The organism is Acrocarpospora corrugata, from assembly GCF_009687845.1.
GTDB lineage: Bacteria > Actinomycetota > Actinomycetes > Streptosporangiales > Streptosporangiaceae > Acrocarpospora > Acrocarpospora corrugata.
Map to the genome: position 1 here is coordinate 1 of NZ_BLAD01000128.1, position 15,671 is coordinate 15,671.

A 15,671-nucleotide genomic window follows, 5' to 3' on the forward strand; every position below is an offset into this window, starting at 1 on the left:
CAACGCGTCATGACCGCCCTGACCGGAACCGGCGTACTGGTCCGGCTCGCGTTACGCCGCGACCGCTTGATGCTGCCGATCTGGATCCTGGTAATCGCCGCCATCCCGGTCGCGACCGCTTCCGCCATCGCCGAGCTGTACCCCGAGGCCGGGCAGCGGCTGGCGCTGGGCGCCACCATCATGGCCAACCCCGCCCTGCAAGCATTGACCGGGCCGGTCTTCGACGCCGCCTCGGTCGGCGGGCTGACCGCCTGGCGGGCCACCAACATCACCACCGTGCTGGCCGCCCTGATGAGCATCCTGCTGGTCGTCCGCCACACCCGGGCCGAGGAGGAGAGCGGACGCGCCGAACTCATCGGCGCCGCCCCCGTCGGCCGGTACGCCCTGCCCGCCGCCGCCATCACCGTCGCCGCCCTGGCCAACCTGCTGGCCGCCCTCCTGCTGATCGCCGGTTTGACCGGGCAAGGACTGCCGGTGGCCGGGTCGATTGCCTTCGCCGCATCGGTGGCGGGGGTGGGCTGGGTGTTCACCGGGATCGCGGCCGTCACCGCGCAGCTGACCACCGGTGCCCGCACCGCCAACGGGCTCGCCGTCGCCGTGCTCGGCCTGTGCTTTCTGCTGCGGGCTGCCGGAGACGCCGGAGCCGAGACCCTCTCCTGGCTGTCGCCGCTGGGCTGGGCGCAGCGCACCCGCGCCTTCGCCGGCGAACGCTGGTGGCTGCCCGCCCTGCTCGCCGCCACGGCGGTCGCCCTGGTGGTGGCGGCCGATCTGCTCGCGCGGCGACGCGATCTGGGCGCGGGCCTGCTGCCCGCCCGCCGGGGTCCCGCCTCCGCCGCCCCGTCTCTGCGCTCGCCGCTCGCGCTCGCCTGGCGTCTGCAACGGGGCGCGCTGGCCGGGTGGACCCTCGCCTTCGCCGTGGTCGGCGCCGTGTTCGGGTCGCTCGCCGAAAGCGTGGGAGACCTCGTCGGAGGCAACCGGCAGATCGCCGACATGCTGGCACGCCTCGGCGGCGCGGGCGCGCTCATCGACACCTACTTCGCCACCCAGCTGGGACTGTTCGCTCTGGTGACCGGAGGCTACGCCGTACAGGCGGCGTTGCGGCCACGCGCGGAGGAGATGGCCGGGCGGGCCGAACCGGTGCTGGCCGCCGCGGTGCCGCGCTGGCGCTGGCCGGCCGGTCACCTGGTCTGCGCGCTGGCCGGGTCGGCCCTGATCCTCGCGGTGGCCGGGCTGTCGGCGGGGTTCGCCCACGGGCTGCGCGTCGGCGATCCCGCCGGGCAGGCGGTGCGGATTCTAGGCGCGGCGCTCGCTCAGGTTCCGGCTGTGTGGGTGCTGGCCGGGCTCGCCGTCCTGCTGTTCGGGCTGCTGCCGCGCCTCACCGCCGCCGTGTGGGCGTTCCTGCTCGCTTTCGGCCTGCTCGGCCTGCTCGGTCAGCTGCTGCAGATCGATGAGAGGATCCGCTCGCTCTCCCCGTACGCCCATGTGCCCGCCCTGCCGGGCGCGACCGCCCCCCCGGCCCCGTTCGTGTGGCTCTGCCTGGCCGCCGCCGTCCTGATCGCGGCGGGCCTGGCCGGATTCGCCCGCCGGGACCTGAAAGCCGACTGAGCCCGCCAGCCCGGACTTGCGCGGATTACGCGAGCCCAGGCTCCCGGCCGGGGACAGGCGTCAAGAACGCGTCAAGAAACGCTAATCTCCGCCTTTTCCCCTATAGCGTCTCGCGTCGGGCCCGCTGTCACGCCGGGCCGGGCAGGCGATCTGATTCGCATCGGGGACGGAACTGGTGATGGCGGCAAGCGGCTTAGGTGCGCACCGGCCGGGATCCGTGCGCCGGTGCACGCCTTTCCCTGGCGCCTTCCCCGCCCTGGCCGGTGCGGAGCCGATGTGAGGCGCGGCGGTGTAGTCGCGGTAATGGCCACGAGTGCGGCGGACCTGTTGTTTCGGCATCCGGCCCGGGCTGTGGTGATCGGGTTCGCTCTCATGGTGGCCGCCGGTACCGCCGGATTGACGCTGCCCGTCGCGACCACGTCGGGAGCGTCGGCGGGTTGGGTGACCGCGCTGTTCACCGCGACGTCCGCGGTGTGCGTGACCGGCCTGGTCACGGTGGACACCGACGCCCACTGGTCGGTGTCCGGAGAGGTGCTGATCACCCTCCTGATCCAGGCCGGTGGATTGGGGATCATGACCTTGGCCACCCTGCTCACCCTGACGGTCTCCAGGCGGCTCGGTCTGCGGACGAAGCTGGCGGCCCAGGCCGAGACCAAAACCCTGACCATGACCAGCCTGCCCCACATCGTCCGCAACATCGTGCTGTTCAGCCTGACCTGCGAAGCCCTCGCCGCCGCCGTGCTGACCTCGCGGTTCATTCTCGGGTACGGGCAGCCGCCCGGCCGGGCGCTCTACCTGGGCGTCTTCCACGCCGTGTCGGCCTTCAACAACGCCGGTTTCGCGCTGTGGCCCGACAACCTGATGCGGTTCGCCGGCGACCCGTGGATCTGCCTGACCATCGCCGCCGCCTCGATCGTCGGCGGCCTGGGCTTCCCGGTGATATTCGAGCTCCTGCGCGGGCGGCGGTGCCGGCACTGGACGATGCTGACCCGCATCACCGTGGCTGCGACCGGCATCCTGCTGGCCGCAGGAACTGTGGCCTTCCTGGCGGCCGAATGGGACAACCCGAAGACTCTCGGCCCGCTCGACGACGGCGGCAAACTGCTCGCCGCCTTATTCACCGCCGTGATGCCCCGCACCGCCGGGTTCAACAGCCTGGACATCTCCCAGATGACCCACTCCAGCTGGCTGGCCACCGACGTGCTGATGTTCATCGGCGGCGGCAGCGCCGGAACCGCCGGCGGCATCAAGGTCACCACCTTCGCCATGCTGGCCTTCATCGTCTGGACCCAGTTCCGCGGCGAAACCCACGTCAACATCGGATACCGCCGCCTGCCCGCCGACACCCAGCGCCAAGCCGTTGTGATCACGATGCTCAGCGGCGGCCTGGTCGCCGCCGCCACCTACACGCTGCTGCTGCTGTCCCCGCACCCCCTCGACCAGGCACTGTTCGAAACCGTCTCCGCCTTCGCCACCGTGGGACTGTCCACCGGCATCACCGCCGACCTCCCGGCGGCCGGTCAACTGCTCCTGGTCGCGCTCATGTTCGCCGGCCGCGTCGGCCCGCTCACCCTCGGCTCCGCGCTCGCCCTCAAAACTCGCGCCCGCCGCTACGACCTCCCCGAAGAACAAGTGATCGTCGGCTGACCCACTGTCAGGCGGGCATCGGCGCACGACACCGGCGCCTTGCCGCATGCCCGGCGGCGGCCGGGCATATTCCCGTGGAATCAGCACACCCGCACCTCCGCCACGGTTACGCGGCTGATCGTCGACTATTTCCAGAGCCGCTTGGCGCAGGATCCTTCGGGTCCTTGTGGATTCACGGTGACCGCCGATCCGCATGAACTCGCCGCGCTGGCCGAAGGTCGGGGGAGCAGTAGTGGTGGGCGGGAATGGATCCCTGGGGCTCATGCTGCCGGCCGCGACCACCTCGGGAGCGCCGGCGGGCTGGGTGACGGCGTTGTAGACTGGCCAGCCGATCAAACGATCACTGACCGCCTACGACCACTAAGCGTGACCAGACCCCTTGGACTCATTCATCTAGCGCTGTCCGCACGGCAGCCCGCTCACCCGTGGGCACACGCCAGGGCCGCAATACTCCGCCCGCACCTGCTCGCGCCCGGCACCGTCGAGCGTGGGCGGCCGACCACGGAAGCGGCCCTCGCCCTCGGCGATCCCCTCGCCGGTCAGCTCGCTCTGCAGGTCGCGCTGGAACTGTCCCACAGAGTGATCACATTGATGATCAGCGCCGTGGTGACGCTCGCGGTCACGGCCTGATCGGCCGGTAGCGCACACTCAGCTCGGCCGTGGGGTCGCCGGCGCCGACCCGGTGGAGGTAGTGCGGCCGGCCACCGGGGAGGTCCAGCAGCCGGATGCCCTCGCCGAGCAGCACGGGCGCGATGTGCAGGTTGATCTCGTCGAGCAGCCCGCGTTCGAGGAGCTGGCCACCGATCGTCGGCGAATGCGCCTCGACGTTCCTGCCGCCGGCCGCGGCCAGCGCGATCCGTACCGCCTCGGCCACGTCACAGTCCAGGAATGTGACGCCGTCGGCGGGCTTGGCGTCCTCCGGATGGTTGGTGAGCACACAAAGATGGGTCCGGTCCAGGCGCCGCCGTAGACGATGTGGGGATCCGGGAAGTGGTCCCAGCCGCGCCGGCCGCCCAGGATCGCGCCGGTGGTCCCGACGTACTCCTCGATCAGGCCCGGCTGGGGCGAGATGCCGGTCATCATCCAGTCCATCTCGTGGTTCGGCCCGGCCACGAACCCGTCCAGGGACATGGTGAAGTGCCAGAGCACCTTGCCGTTCGCGGTCTGCGGTTCGATGTCGTTCACTGCTGTCTCCTCTGCCGGCTGATTGCCTCGTGCGGTATTGAGACGGCATCCACCGCGGAACCTCATCGGTCCAGGGTGGGCGGGAGGTTGAACGACGGAACAGGGCCGGCTCGTGGAACGCGACGATCTCGGCTATCCGGCGGGACGGACCCGCAGCACGCCGATGCCGAACGGCTCGTACGCGTGCCCGCCCGGCGGACACCGGTACGTCGCCGCGGGCCAACTGGCCGTTGGCGCTCGCCGGCAGCATGCGCAGCGTTCCGATGTAGTCGGGTGAGCCGGCGTCCTAGCTCGCCGACAGCGCTGCCAGCACGCCGTCGCGGTCGGCGAACCACTCCGGGTACGGCGGCATCGTCGCCCGCACGTCCCGCGCCAGCAGCTCGGCGACCTCGGTCAGGTCGCCGCGCTCCACCGCGGACATGTAGCGGCGCAGGATCCGGCGGTCCTCGTCTGTGGGCGGGGCTGACGGGGCCCAGTCCGACCGGCCGCGCGGCATGCGGGTGCGCAGGGTGGCTCTGGCCCGCTGCAGTGCGCTGTTGACCGAGGCGACACTGCCGTCGAGGCCTCGGCCGTCTGGCGGACCGGCCAGCCCAGCACGTCGCACAGGATCGTCGCGGCGCGCTGCCTCGGCGGCAGGTGCTGGATGGCGGCCTGGAACGCCAGCTCCAGGATCTCCTTCGCGACCACCGCGGCCTCCGGGTCGTCGGCGCTCGGCGCCATCGGTTCCCACAGGTGGCAGGGGAGCGGCTGCAACCACGGGCCGGCCGGCGAATCGGCCTGGTCGGGAGCGTCCGGCGGCGGCCGTCGAGGAAGTCCAGGCAGGCGTTGGTGGCGATCCGGTACAACCAGGCGCGCAGTGAGAAACGGCCCTCGAAGCCGTCCCGGCCGCGCCACGCCCCGCAGGAACACCTCCTGGACCAGGTCCTCCGCCTCGTCGAACGACCCGAGCATCCGGTAGCAGTGCACCCGCAGCTCGCCCCGGTGCCGCTCGGCACATTCGGCGAAGTCGGTCACCGGGCGCACCGCAGCTGGTGGGTCAGCTCGCCGCCCATCAAGGCGTCCCGGGTGACGCCGTCCGCCGACCAGCCGGCCTTCTCGTAGGCTCGACGAGCCCGCTAGGGCCTGTTTCGAAAGTGGATCTTGGGCGTGAGATGATCTTGATTGGTGGCGCGTGGAGATCTGACGGACGAGCAATGGGCCGTGCTGGAGCTGCTGTTGCCGAAGGGCAAGAAGCCCGGCCGGCCACCGATATGGACCCGGCGGCAGCTGATCGACGGCATACGGTTCCGGGTTCGTACCGGCATCCCGTGGCGGGACATGCCCGCCGAGTACGGGCCCTGGGGCCGGGCGTACGACCTGTTCCGCCGCTGGCAGCGCAACGGCACCTGGCAGCGCATCTTCACCGAACTCCAGGCCCGGGCCGATGCCAAGGACCTGATCACCTGGGACCTCAACGTCGACTCCACCGTCTGCCGGGCCCACCAGCACGCCGCCGGAGCGAGGAAAAGGGGACCTGCAGAAGGAGCCGCCCGGCGGTGTCGCAGTCGAGCCCGACGACCACGGCCTCGGGCGCTCGCGCGGCGGCCTGACCACCAAGCTGCACCTCGCCGTCGAGCAGGGGCAAAGCCCATGTCCATCGTGATCACCGCCGGGCAGCGCGGGGACTCCCCGCAGTTCGAGGTTGTCCTGGGCCGCATCAGGGTGCCCCGGCTGGGGTCCGGCAGACCGCGCACCCGGCCGAGGCGGGTGCGCGCTGATAAGGCGTACGCCTCCCGGAAGAACCGCGCCTACCTGCGCGCACCATCCCGGAGAAGGCCGACCAGGCCCGCAACCGAAGGAAACGCGGCTCCCGCGGCGGCCGTCCGCCGAAGTTCGACCCGGAGGACTATAAGGCTCGGCACGCGGCAGAGTGCGGCATCAATCGCCTCAAAAGGCACCGTGCCGTGGCCACGAGGTACGACAAGCTCGCGGTCCGCTACGAGGCAACCGCCCTGGTAGTGGCCATCAACGAGTGGCTGTGACCAGCACATCTGACGCCATGCCCTCTCCGAGGCGGCCAGCAGCTGATGAACCGCTCGCCCAAGCCTGAGCGCTACGGCGTCTGACGGGGGATACCTGTCAACGCCGGTGATGTCAGGAAGACGTCAGGCAGAAGGGGTGGCCAGCCGGATCCAGGAGTACCCGCCAGCGTCCGTCGCCGGGCTGATGGTCCGGTTTGGCCGCGCCGAGTTCCAGGGCCAGCTCTTCCATCGCATCGAGGTCGTCAGCGCGGAAATCCAGGTGGAACTGTTGTGGCACGTCCTGACCCGGCCACTGCGGAGCCCGGTATCCGTCAACCCTCTGGAACCCCAGATCACAGCCGGAGTCGTCCGTCAGAGCGACGAACTCGTCCGTACTGAATAGTTCGCGCATCCCGGTCAGTGCACCGTAGAAGCCCGCCAGCGTCTGCGGGTCGGCACAGTCCAGAGTCACCCCTCGCAGCACAGCGCCTGGCACCATTCGCTCCTTCGCGTCCGCGCGTCTGTCTCCGTGAGCCGCCGCTGCACGCGATCACCGGCCACAGCCACACCGTACTCGCCACATCCACCGCTGAAGTAGCGGTTTACCACTGCCTCAGAGCAACGGGTGGCTGTGGCCGGCGCTTTCGATACACGCCCTAGTTGCCCTCCGGCGCCCACAGCACCGCGCGCGAGCCCAGGTGCGAGCCCAGGTGCGGCAGCGCGTCGTCCATCAGCGCCTGGCCCACGCTGGTTCTCACGTGCCCGGCCGGCGCTCGCCCGCTGAGCTGACCTCCGTGTAGGCCGTCGCCCCAGACCGTCAGCTGGACGAGCGAGTCGTCGTGGACGAAGAAGTGCGCGGCGTGACCGTAGCCGCCCTTCTTCATCCATGCCTCGTAGTCGGATTCGTCGTCCTCGGGCACCGGGTGCGGGCATGTGCTCCACTGCCTGTTCTTGAACAGGGGAATCTCCATCAGGACGCCTTTCTGTGTGCGGCTGGCGGGGTGCCGGCCGGAGCGGGGCTCAGTCAACGCCGTAGCCTTCGGGATCACCGAACGGGCCGCGCAGGGCATCCTGATCGATCTCGAACAGGCCGGTTACATCCAGCGCCTACGGACGGGACGCCGGTCAGGTGACGGGTACGATCTTCACCTCTGCGAGCGTGCCATTCTCGATCCGCAGCAACCCCAGCGTGCCGTACGGCTGGCGCCTGCGGTCGGTGGGCGAACCCGGGTTGAAGATGCGTAATCCGTCGGCGCTCTGATCCATGGGGATGTGGGAGTGCCCGAACACCACCAGCCCGGCTGCGGGGAACCTGGCCCGCATCCTGGCCAGCCGCCCCTTGGCCTGGCCGCTGTCGTGGATCATGGCCACCCGCAGGCCGCCGAGCGTCAGTTCCAGCGTCTGCGGGGCCTGGACGTCCGGGCCGTCGTTGTTGCCCTTGACGGCGTGAACGGGCGCGTAAGCGGCCAGCTCCTCCAGGACCCAGCCGACGCAGACGTCACCGGCATGCAGGATCGCGTCGGCGCCGCGCAGGTGCTCGGCCACCCCAGGAGGGCACGCCTTCCAAAAGCGCGGCGCGTGCGTATCGGACAGAACGACGACCTTCATCTCTCCATCATGTTCTGCCAGACCTGATCACCGCCCGGAGGCATCAGAACCCAGCCTGCCGATCAGGCGCTGGGGTGTTCTCGCCGAGAATGATCCACCAAGCTGCATCCGGCCTAGGAGCAGGGGGTACAACTTGGCGCCGCTGGTGGTGGCCGCCGCAGGCTGCAAGACCCGGCGCGGATGATATGGGGGTCATCTCTTCAATCCAGCCAGGTGATGCGAACGATCAGCACAAGATGCAAGTGGTCGGCGACGATGAAGTGCAGAAAGCCCCGACCGCCGAACATATCGAGCGTTCGCAACCCTCCCCCGTGCAGCGGACCTCTGCCCGCAGCGGCCGCGTCTCGTCCCAGGATCATCAGCTGGTCGGCCAGCCGCTCGACCTCCGCGATGACCAGCGGGGGCAACCCGAGGGCGACGTGCTCTTCGTCCGGGTCGTACTCCCAGGCCCACGTCTCACTCACCGGTGGCGTCACGGTGAGCGGCGTCGGTGATCTCCCGGATCTCGGCTATGACCGCCCTCACCGTCTGCCGGTCAGTGGCGGCGGCTACCTGCTGCTCCAGTTCGCGCAGACGAGCGGCTTTGGCGGGGTAGCGGTGGATCGCCACGAACTCGCCCCACTGGGCCAGGAACCCGTGCAGCGGGGCGACGGTACTCTGCCGTGCAGCCTGCTCCGTGGCCTGATCGAGATGTTCGACGAACTGCCCCAGGTAAGCCGGCGTGATCTGGGCCACCGCAGCCCGCAACGCAGCCGTCGTCAGCGGTGGACGAGGGATGAGCGCCTCGCCATCGTGATGCGGGGTGGACACTGGTGACCTCCGATCTGGTACGCCCCCACCGTACCGCCGTCCAGTGGCACCCTCCAGACACCCGACCGAGAAGGTGAGGACGTGATCCATACGAGTAGAAGAGAAGGGCGGCCTCGTGGCTCTGGTCACGGCATCAACTGCTGGTGGCTAGGACGGTTCTATTTGGGATCTGGCCCACATTTCGTGATCGAAGCTGCCCCGTAACCCCTGCCGTGGTTGGCCAGGATGCAACGAGTGTGAAGATCGTTGTCTGGGCGCCTTTCTCCCTCACCTGGCCGGGGTCGAGGTCGAGCGTGTCATCGAGTCTGAGGTCCTGCTCCGAGTCATGGCCAGGACTCGGGATCCTCGTCCCGGTCTCGGCGCGCAGGAGATCGGTCGACGATCGCCAACCTGGGCGCTGCGGCCAGCCCCGCGTCAACCGATGCAGCTCGCGGAGCGTGCCGGCCACGCGACGCCAGTCGGCCCGCGTCTCGGGCGGCCCGCCATCCAGGTAGGTCATCACCAGACCCTCGACGAACAGCCGGCCGTCCGTAGTCGTCGAAGGAGCAGCCCGGTCGATGGCTGACGACCTCGAATTGGAGGACGCCCCACGGGATCCTCGAGTCAGCTCCCTTGATCGTGATCGTGTGGCTGGACTCCTCAGCTCACTCCCGGTCGTTCCTGTGTAACTGCGGCGGACTCAATCGCGTGCAGGGGCATGCTCAGCTCCCCGTTCAGCTTCGCCGGGAAAGTTCGGCCATGTCTGGTGGCGTAGTGCTCGCGTGGCTCTCCACTGGGCTGTCCGTCCTTCCCATCCTGCCGAGTGGGATGACGGCGATCGATTCCCATGCGATCTCCCAACCGGCCGGCCGCTCAGTGAATAGCACGTTCACCAGGTGTAGGCGGGTGATCGCGATCGGGGCGTGGCCGGGCGTGATTTTCCGCAGAGCACTCTGCAGAGGGTCAGAGTCCGCGCTGCCGCCTGCGTAGCCGAGGGAAAGGTGCGGGCGCCCGCCACTGCGCCGAACCGCCGCTTTCCCACGAACCTCACGCAGGGCGGCGCTGACGGCCTTCCGCACGGTGACCAGACCATCGTCAGGCCACATGTCCAGCAGCACCCCGGATTGCCCCGAGATCGGCGATCCGCACAACGCCACCACCGGATCGATGTCAGCACAGTGCCTGGTGAGGGCGGCCGTGATCTCACTCTGCCCCTCCTTGCTGATCTCGGTGGCCAGCGCATCGCAGACCATCTCGATGGTGATGTGCAGCAACTCATCGCTCAGGGGCGCGATCGGGTAGCCCGTCATGGCCTTGCGGCACGCATTCGCCAACCTCAGCAGCTCATTGGCGAACGGCGGATCGGGCAGCGCGTAAACATGGAGCACCCGGGCACCGGAAGGCCAGGGGGAACCCTGGAACTGCGGAACGAACCGGTGCACGGATGCCTCCCGTGTGATCTGTCTACAGCGACAGGAGTTGGATCGTGGAGTGTCACGTCCGGGCAGGCGTGGGCGCGTACCGCCGATATGGCGGTAGCGAGCCAGCACGCCGGCGAAGAGGCGACGATCGCGTTTCTACCCCGGGATGGTATGCACCTGAACCCTCTGATCTGCGAAACCAAGACCAAAGGGGAGGAAAGCGTGACCGCCGACGACATTGCCGCCTCCGTCGGCTGACTCGCGATCGGCACCACGCAGTCGATCTGGAAGGACGTCGAGCGGGTGTTGTTCGACGGGTCCGGATCGATGTCGTCGGCGACGGACAGCGCCACCGCAGAGGTCAGCCTCACGTCCTTTACGGGCCCTGGCCAGTCAGGTGCACTACGGGCACCGCCCCATTGTTTACCACAGCGTAGAGAGCGCCAGTCGTTCGGCCTTCTGGGTGAGGTTCCTGCCCTTGGCCAGCTGCTTTGCCGCCTGCGCGCAGGTCAGCTTCGTCCCTGCGGCCGGCGTGAGCGTGAAGCTGGAGGCGACGCGCAGCATGTAAGCCTGGCCGTTGTCTTGGAGGAACTCGCGCAGTTGGGTGCAGCCGCCGTACACCTCATCGCCGCAGACGAAGTCGAAGACCAGGCCGTCGGCCTACGCGTCCGCGCACCCCATGTACTGGCGTTTCACCCCGGCCGTGGCCTCGCCCTGTTTCTCCTGCCCGCTCTCGTCGATCGCTGCGATCACCAGGCTGGCGCGCTGCCGACGCCGCACAGCCGCATCCGATCCCTTCACCGCGAACCGCTGGATCTCACCCATCGCGGCGGACTCATGCCACGCCTGCGCCAACTGGAAGAGGAAAGGCTGGTCAACCGGCACGTCGCCCCTGGCCTCCCACACGCATCACCTATCAGATCACGGAATTAGGCTCCGGCCTCTGTGCAACGCTCCATCTGGCCAGCGCCTGGGGAGAACGCTATCTCGACGTCAGTCCGTCCAGTTGAATCCGGTACATGCCAAGCCTTGCCCGAGGTGATGATCCTGGCTTCTCTTCCTGGCGGTCCTGGAGCAAGCCCGGGACGGGCTGCGCGCCAAGGACATCTGCTGGATGCTGAACACAGGACTGGAACGCAAGCACACCGAGAGCATGCGCGGCAAAGCTCAAACACCTGGTCGGCTGCGGCATCCTCACCGAACCCGAACCCGGGCCATTCAGTCCTTGGAGCGAGCGCTGGCGGCCGCGCTCGGGCTCAGATCGCGCCAGCTCCTGGTAGAGGGTGACGGCTTCCTGGACAGGAGGCCGCTCTTTGGTCAGACTGTCAACGTAACTTTGGTTGACGATGATTCGAACTAATCGAAGACTCGAAATGAAGGATCGCGTGAATCCGGAGGGCAGGCCGCGCCCCTGGGTGCAGTCTGAGGTCCCAGGGGCGCGGCTGCGTCAGTTCTCCCGTGCCTACTCCTTCGGCACGTACAGCCGGATGTTGTCGATGCGGGCCTGGCCCTCGCCGACGTTCGTGTACGGCTCGCCGATGACGAAGTAGTCGGGGTAGGCCGAGCCGGCCGGCCACTGGTTGTCCCACGTCTTGGAGCCGAATGCGCCCTGCGCGCGGTGCGACGTGTTGAACTGGCCGTTGTACTCCTCGGCGTCCACGTTGTAGTGGAAGATCGGGACGTTCGCCCCGATCACGCCGGCGTCGTCGTCGATGAAGCCCCGGGTGAACCGGTAGGTCTGCTTGCCGACGTTCTTGAAGACGCCGCTCACCTCGAGCGTGTAACCCGCCTCAGTGCGCTCGATGGCGAACGCGTAGTCCTTATGGGGCATCAGCTCTGGCTGCAGCTCCACGGCCGACTTCTGCACGCCGGAAACCGGCCGGCGGTCGCAACTCGTCACGAACGTCTGCGACTGGCCGAGCGAACCGGTGAAGTAGAGCATGTTCACCGTGGTGCGGTTGCTCTGGTCCCAGCGGTACTTCTCACCGGTCAGCGAGTTGCAGACGTCGTAGCCGTTCGTGTTCCGGGACGGGGCCGGGCTGAACTGGTCCATGAGGACCTTGCGGTGCCAGTGGTACATCGCCAGGTTCCGGGGCATCGCCGGGAAGTCGAGGATCGACATGAAGTGGAACGCGTTGTACGCCTCGTTGCTGTCCTCCCGCACCGAGCGGGTGGCGCAGGGGTCGGCCGGGTCGATGTCGTTCGGGTTGCTGACCCAGGGGTAGAACGTCTTGCACTCCCCGAGGGTGTACCCGTTGTACTTGCCGTCGTAGAACAGCGAGCCGTTACGCAGGCCGCCGAAGTCGAGCGTCTTGAGGTCGTACTCGATGCGGTAGTACTTCGGCAGCGGCTCGGTGTTGCGGATGATCGCGCCACCTGTGTAGTGAGGTACGGCGATCTTGGCGACGGCGCCTGCGGTCTCCAGCTTCTCCGTCTTGATCGACGGACGTTCGGCAGCGTCGGTATAGCTGTCGTCGACCCGCCCGCCGCTCTCTCGCGCGGAGAGGGACACTGTGAGCCAGCCGTCCCGGCCGAACTCGGTCTCCTGCCGGTAGGTCCGCATGGTCGCCATCGCCGCGTCGAACTTCGGACCGAGCTGAAGGCGGTAGAGGTCGCCGTTGTCGTCGTTGAAGTCGTCGACCGGCTCGCTGTAGTCGTCGAGCACCCACGGGCTGGCCTCAGTGCGGATCCGCTTCTCGAACGGCTCGTCATACTTGAGCCTCCAGCGCGTGGGGACGGGTTCCGGCTCGGGATCGGCGGCCGCGCACGGCGGGGTCACGCCGTCGTCGTTCTGGATGATCGTCAACTTCACGCTGTGTAAGGTCACTCCGGCCGAGCCCGCCTCGACGCGGAAGTCGGCGCCGCCGTTCTCGCGGTTGGCGAACCGGGCGTCCATCAGCTCGAAGCCCGCCGTCTTCCACGTGTTCGACCCGGTGCGGTTCACCGAACCCGTCGAGCCATAGGCGCTGCTGGTCGAGTCGTACTGGACGCGGAATGTGGCCCCGCCCTCGTCGAAGTACTCGAATTGCAGGCACGCGACGAACGCGCCATCGAAGGCGACCGCGTCGTCGACCTGGAAATACATGTGTTGCGCCGGTGCCGAGGTCTGCACGGTCCTGCGTGCGCTCAGCCCGCCGACCGTCACGGGTGCGGTCGTGCCGTCACCCTGTTCGATCTGGCGGAGACCGGTCCCTTGGTTGACCTCGCCTAAGATGATCAAGGCGCTGGGCTCGTCCGCGGCGGCCGGTATCGCGCCGAGGAGCAGAGATGCCCCCAGGGTGACCACGCTCAGGGCCACCACGGCCGAGCGACGTCCGCGATTGCGAGTTGTTGCTCTCATTGCGCTTCCTTTTCGTTGAGCAAGGCGTCCGTCCGTGCCACTCCGGGCCTCGGAGCCGCGCGTGAGGCGCGGCCCCCGTCACGGGTGCCGATGTGCGATGGTTCGGTTCACTCGTCGGTCACGCTCGCGCGCAGTCACTCCTTCCCGCCACCATCGGTGAGCACGAGCGTCGCGGTCGCACCGGACTCGACGGGTGCCGAGAGTTCGTGCGAGACGTACACGTCACCCGTGAGTCGCACTCGTCAGCGTGCTTCCGGTCGAGCCGTCGACCAGGGCGGCCGTCACGTCCTGGCAGATGAGGGTTGTGAACACGTTGGCCGTGACCGACACACCTTCGTCGTCGTGGGCGAACCCGACGTGCGCGGCGCCGTCGGCGGTGGCGTTGGTGACCTCGGCGAGCCCAAGCGCCGGCGCCAAGGACTCCGTCCACGAGCCCGTCTGGTGCGACTGGAGGACCGCCGGGGAGAAGAACCTATCGGACGTACCCGCCCAGAGCTCGATGTATGGCCGTTCGGACGACCCGCGCCGGAATATGTTCGTGTCGAAGGAGCCGTTCTGTCCCCACTCCCAGAACTTCATGCCGGGCGTGATGGTGTTGTCCCCGACGCGGACGACGCCTTCACGGTTCTCGTGATTTACCACGCCCCAGAAGTTGTTCTGCGGGGTGGTGGCCAGATCCTGACCGTGGGCGATGCCGTCGCTACGCCACTCGCTCATCTTCTTGATCTTGTCGAGCACGAGATACCGGCCGGTCGGCGTCTGCGGGTGAGCCGGCTGCTCGACGTCGGCCATCCAGCGGTATGCCGAGTCGTACCGGAAGGTGTCGACGTTCGTCACGATGCCCATCGTCGGCGAACCCCAGGTCAACTCCTCGCCAGGTGCAAGCGTGGTACAGGTCCAGTACTTGTAGCTCTTCGCCGTGTCCGTCGGGTTGCGCAGCGCCACGGACATGGCTATGGACGGGCTGTCCTTGAACACCGTGTAAGGGACCTCGGCTTCGATCTGCGTGGCCCCGTACGCGAATCGGCTGGGCCGGTCGGGATGGTCAATCGTGTCCTTCTTGGTCATCGTGATGTCGACGAGCCGGTACCGGCCGCCGCCGTCCTTCTCCAGGACGCCGAGCTCAAGCAGGGATGCGGCGTAGCGGTGGGCCGTGCTGACCGCGACATGGGACGCGGCTGCCAGATCGTACGGGCTCGCACCCGCTGTGCCGGCGGACGCCACCGTCTTCAGCAGCTCGAACACCTTAATCGCACTCGACGACTTCCTCGTCGTCGGCATTGCTGTCGTCACCATTCGAATAACTCGAATCCTCTTCGATTTGGTACCTGATCACAGCCTTGATAAATGCGAGACATCTTGTCAAGGGTTTCGATTCGTGGACTTTCCTGGCTGATCGACGGATTCCTCACCGGGCATTCGAGAATGTCGAATCGACGGTTCATCTCGACACCGGCGTGGGCCGTCGATGGTCGGCCACGGTGATGGGCACCGCGGCAAATGGTTACGTTGCTCGTCGCAAGGGGAGACAGACCCCGCCGCACGTCGAGCGCGAGCCCGGTCACCGGCAGGCGGCGTTCGAAGGACGTCAGGCGCGCGCTTGCTCGTGCCAACCCTGAGGTCCACTCGGTAGACTTGGCCACCAGCTGCTTTGTCAATGGCCAGTTGCTAAGTGAATCAGAACAATTTGAGGAGGGCCTTGCATTTGATTATGGAAGGCCTCCAGATCGCTGTAGAGCGGGATTTCCCCGATCTCGTCCGCGTGGCAATAATTCTCCTCCGCAACCCCTATCAGCAGAATTCTTCGGAGGTCGCGGAGACGTGGCGCAAGGCGACCTCAACTGAACCGCCGGAGTGGATGACGCAGTGATCATCTTGGCGCGGAGGGTGGGCCCGTCCATCAAGCAAGCGAACGCCTTCAGCCAGCCCTAAGCCACGCCGCACACCCGATCCCTAATTGCGAGGAGGATTGGTAATGGCGTTCCAGGGTTTATTGAGGTAATCCCAGCAGGCATAACGGGCAATACCGGATGACCACCGTGGATCCGGAGGAGTCGCTGTTCCCCTGACATGGGC

The 15,671-nt window shown here is 67.8% G+C and carries 17 protein-coding genes; 5 read left to right on the forward strand and 12 right to left on the reverse strand.

The window, feature by feature from the left end; genetic code table 11:
• From Acor_RS45830 to Acor_RS40185, 3 genes are all read left to right on the forward strand, one after another.
• Positions 1 to 1,605, forward strand: a 1,605-nt coding sequence (locus Acor_RS45830) for an ABC transporter permease (RefSeq protein ID WP_281353311.1), incomplete at its 5' end; no start/stop codon positions are given.
• A gap of 303 nt (positions 1,606 to 1,908) precedes the next feature.
• Positions 1,909 to 3,252, forward strand: a complete 1,344-nt coding sequence (locus Acor_RS40180) for a TrkH family potassium uptake protein (protein WP_155342015.1) — start codon at positions 1,909 to 1,911, stop codon at positions 3,250 to 3,252.
• Positions 3,253 to 3,618: 366 nt separating this feature from the next.
• Complete coding sequence (locus Acor_RS40185; RefSeq protein ID WP_155342016.1) at positions 3,619 to 3,882, forward strand: hypothetical protein; 264 nt, start codon at positions 3,619 to 3,621, stop codon at positions 3,880 to 3,882.
• On the opposite strand, the gene Acor_RS43850 is transcribed toward Acor_RS40185, so the two are convergent.
• Positions 3,872 to 4,189: a dihydrofolate reductase family protein gene (locus Acor_RS43850; protein ID WP_218034801.1), complete on the reverse strand. Its 318-nt coding sequence runs from the start codon at positions 4,187 to 4,189 to the stop codon at positions 3,872 to 3,874. The genes Acor_RS40185 and Acor_RS43850 overlap by 11 nt on opposite strands.
• Positions 4,190 to 4,279: 90 nt before the next feature.
• Between Acor_RS43850 and Acor_RS43855 the strand changes: the two genes are divergently transcribed.
• Positions 4,280 to 4,459: a hypothetical protein gene (locus tag Acor_RS43855; RefSeq protein ID WP_218034802.1), complete on the forward strand. Its 180-nt coding sequence runs from the start codon at positions 4,280 to 4,282 to the stop codon at positions 4,457 to 4,459.
• Positions 4,460 to 4,723: 264 nt separating this feature from the next.
• Here Acor_RS43855 and Acor_RS45235 read toward each other — a convergent pair whose 3' ends face one another.
• Positions 4,724 to 5,041: a sigma-70 family RNA polymerase sigma factor family protein gene (locus Acor_RS45235; protein WP_246239821.1), complete on the reverse strand. Its 318-nt coding sequence runs from the start codon at positions 5,039 to 5,041 to the stop codon at positions 4,724 to 4,726.
• Between the two features lie 596 nt (positions 5,042 to 5,637).
• Between Acor_RS45235 and Acor_RS40200 the strand changes: the two genes are divergently transcribed.
• The gene (locus Acor_RS40200) at positions 5,638 to 6,435 is read left to right on the forward strand and encodes an IS5 family transposase (protein ID WP_422664870.1); all 798 of its coding nucleotides are present in this window, start codon (positions 5,638 to 5,640) and stop codon (positions 6,433 to 6,435) included.
• 135 nt (positions 6,436 to 6,570) lie between these two features.
• Here Acor_RS40200 and Acor_RS40205 read toward each other — a convergent pair whose 3' ends face one another.
• From Acor_RS40205 to Acor_RS40260, 10 genes are all read right to left on the reverse strand, one after another.
• Positions 6,571 to 6,921 carry a VOC family protein gene (locus tag Acor_RS40205; RefSeq protein ID WP_246239820.1) on the reverse strand — a complete coding sequence of 117 codons (351 nt, stop codon included), beginning with the start codon at positions 6,919 to 6,921 and terminating at the stop codon, positions 6,571 to 6,573.
• 172 nt (positions 6,922 to 7,093) lie between these two features.
• Positions 7,094 to 7,408: a hypothetical protein gene (locus tag Acor_RS40210; protein WP_155342017.1), complete on the reverse strand. Its 315-nt coding sequence runs from the start codon at positions 7,406 to 7,408 to the stop codon at positions 7,094 to 7,096.
• Positions 7,409 to 7,562: 154 nt separating this feature from the next.
• Positions 7,563 to 8,045: a metallophosphoesterase family protein gene (locus tag Acor_RS40215; protein WP_155342018.1), complete on the reverse strand. Its 483-nt coding sequence runs from the start codon at positions 8,043 to 8,045 to the stop codon at positions 7,563 to 7,565.
• Between the two features lie 200 nt (positions 8,046 to 8,245).
• Positions 8,246 to 8,509, reverse strand: coding sequence for a hypothetical protein (locus tag Acor_RS40220; RefSeq protein ID WP_155342019.1), 264 nt, complete (start codon positions 8,507 to 8,509; stop codon positions 8,246 to 8,248).
• On the reverse strand, positions 8,502 to 8,855 hold the full coding sequence (locus tag Acor_RS40225; RefSeq protein ID WP_155342020.1) for a DUF6247 family protein: 354 nt from the start codon (positions 8,853 to 8,855) through the stop codon (positions 8,502 to 8,504). The genes Acor_RS40220 and Acor_RS40225 overlap by 8 nt, the downstream gene beginning before the upstream one ends.
• Positions 8,856 to 9,568: 713 nt before the next feature.
• On the reverse strand, positions 9,569 to 10,276 hold the full coding sequence (locus Acor_RS40235) for a 2'-5' RNA ligase family protein (protein ID WP_155342021.1): 708 nt from the start codon (positions 10,274 to 10,276) through the stop codon (positions 9,569 to 9,571).
• Between the two features lie 402 nt (positions 10,277 to 10,678).
• The gene (locus Acor_RS40245) at positions 10,679 to 10,876 is read right to left on the reverse strand and encodes a hypothetical protein (RefSeq protein ID WP_155342023.1); all 198 of its coding nucleotides are present in this window, start codon (positions 10,874 to 10,876) and stop codon (positions 10,679 to 10,681) included.
• 39 nt (positions 10,877 to 10,915) lie between these two features.
• Positions 10,916 to 11,140: a hypothetical protein gene (locus Acor_RS40250; protein ID WP_155342024.1), complete on the reverse strand. Its 225-nt coding sequence runs from the start codon at positions 11,138 to 11,140 to the stop codon at positions 10,916 to 10,918.
• A 577-nt stretch (positions 11,141 to 11,717) separates the two neighbouring features.
• Positions 11,718 to 13,595 carry a mucin-5B gene (locus Acor_RS40255; protein ID WP_155342025.1) on the reverse strand — a complete coding sequence of 626 codons (1,878 nt, stop codon included), beginning with the start codon at positions 13,593 to 13,595 and terminating at the stop codon, positions 11,718 to 11,720.
• A 222-nt stretch (positions 13,596 to 13,817) separates the two neighbouring features.
• Complete coding sequence (locus tag Acor_RS40260) at positions 13,818 to 14,840, reverse strand: helix-turn-helix domain-containing protein (RefSeq protein ID WP_170317347.1); 1,023 nt, start codon at positions 14,838 to 14,840, stop codon at positions 13,818 to 13,820.
• Positions 14,841 to 15,671 lie beyond the last annotated feature (831 nt).

Excerpts from the sequence above, each read along its gene's own strand:
- Acor_RS40215 (WP_155342018.1), bottom strand. The coding sequence starts at position 8,045 with ATGAAGGTCGTCGTTCTGTCCGATACGCACGCGCCGCGCTTTTGGAAG.
- Acor_RS40180 (WP_155342015.1), top strand. The coding sequence starts at position 1,909 with ATGGCCACGAGTGCGGCGGACCTGTTGTTTCGGCATCCGGCCCGGGCT.
- Acor_RS40255 (WP_155342025.1), bottom strand. The coding sequence starts at position 13,595 with ATGAGAGCAACAACTCGCAATCGCGGACGTCGCTCGGCCGTGGTGGCC.
- Acor_RS40210 (WP_155342017.1), bottom strand. The coding sequence starts at position 7,408 with ATGGAGATTCCCCTGTTCAAGAACAGGCAGTGGAGCACATGCCCGCAC.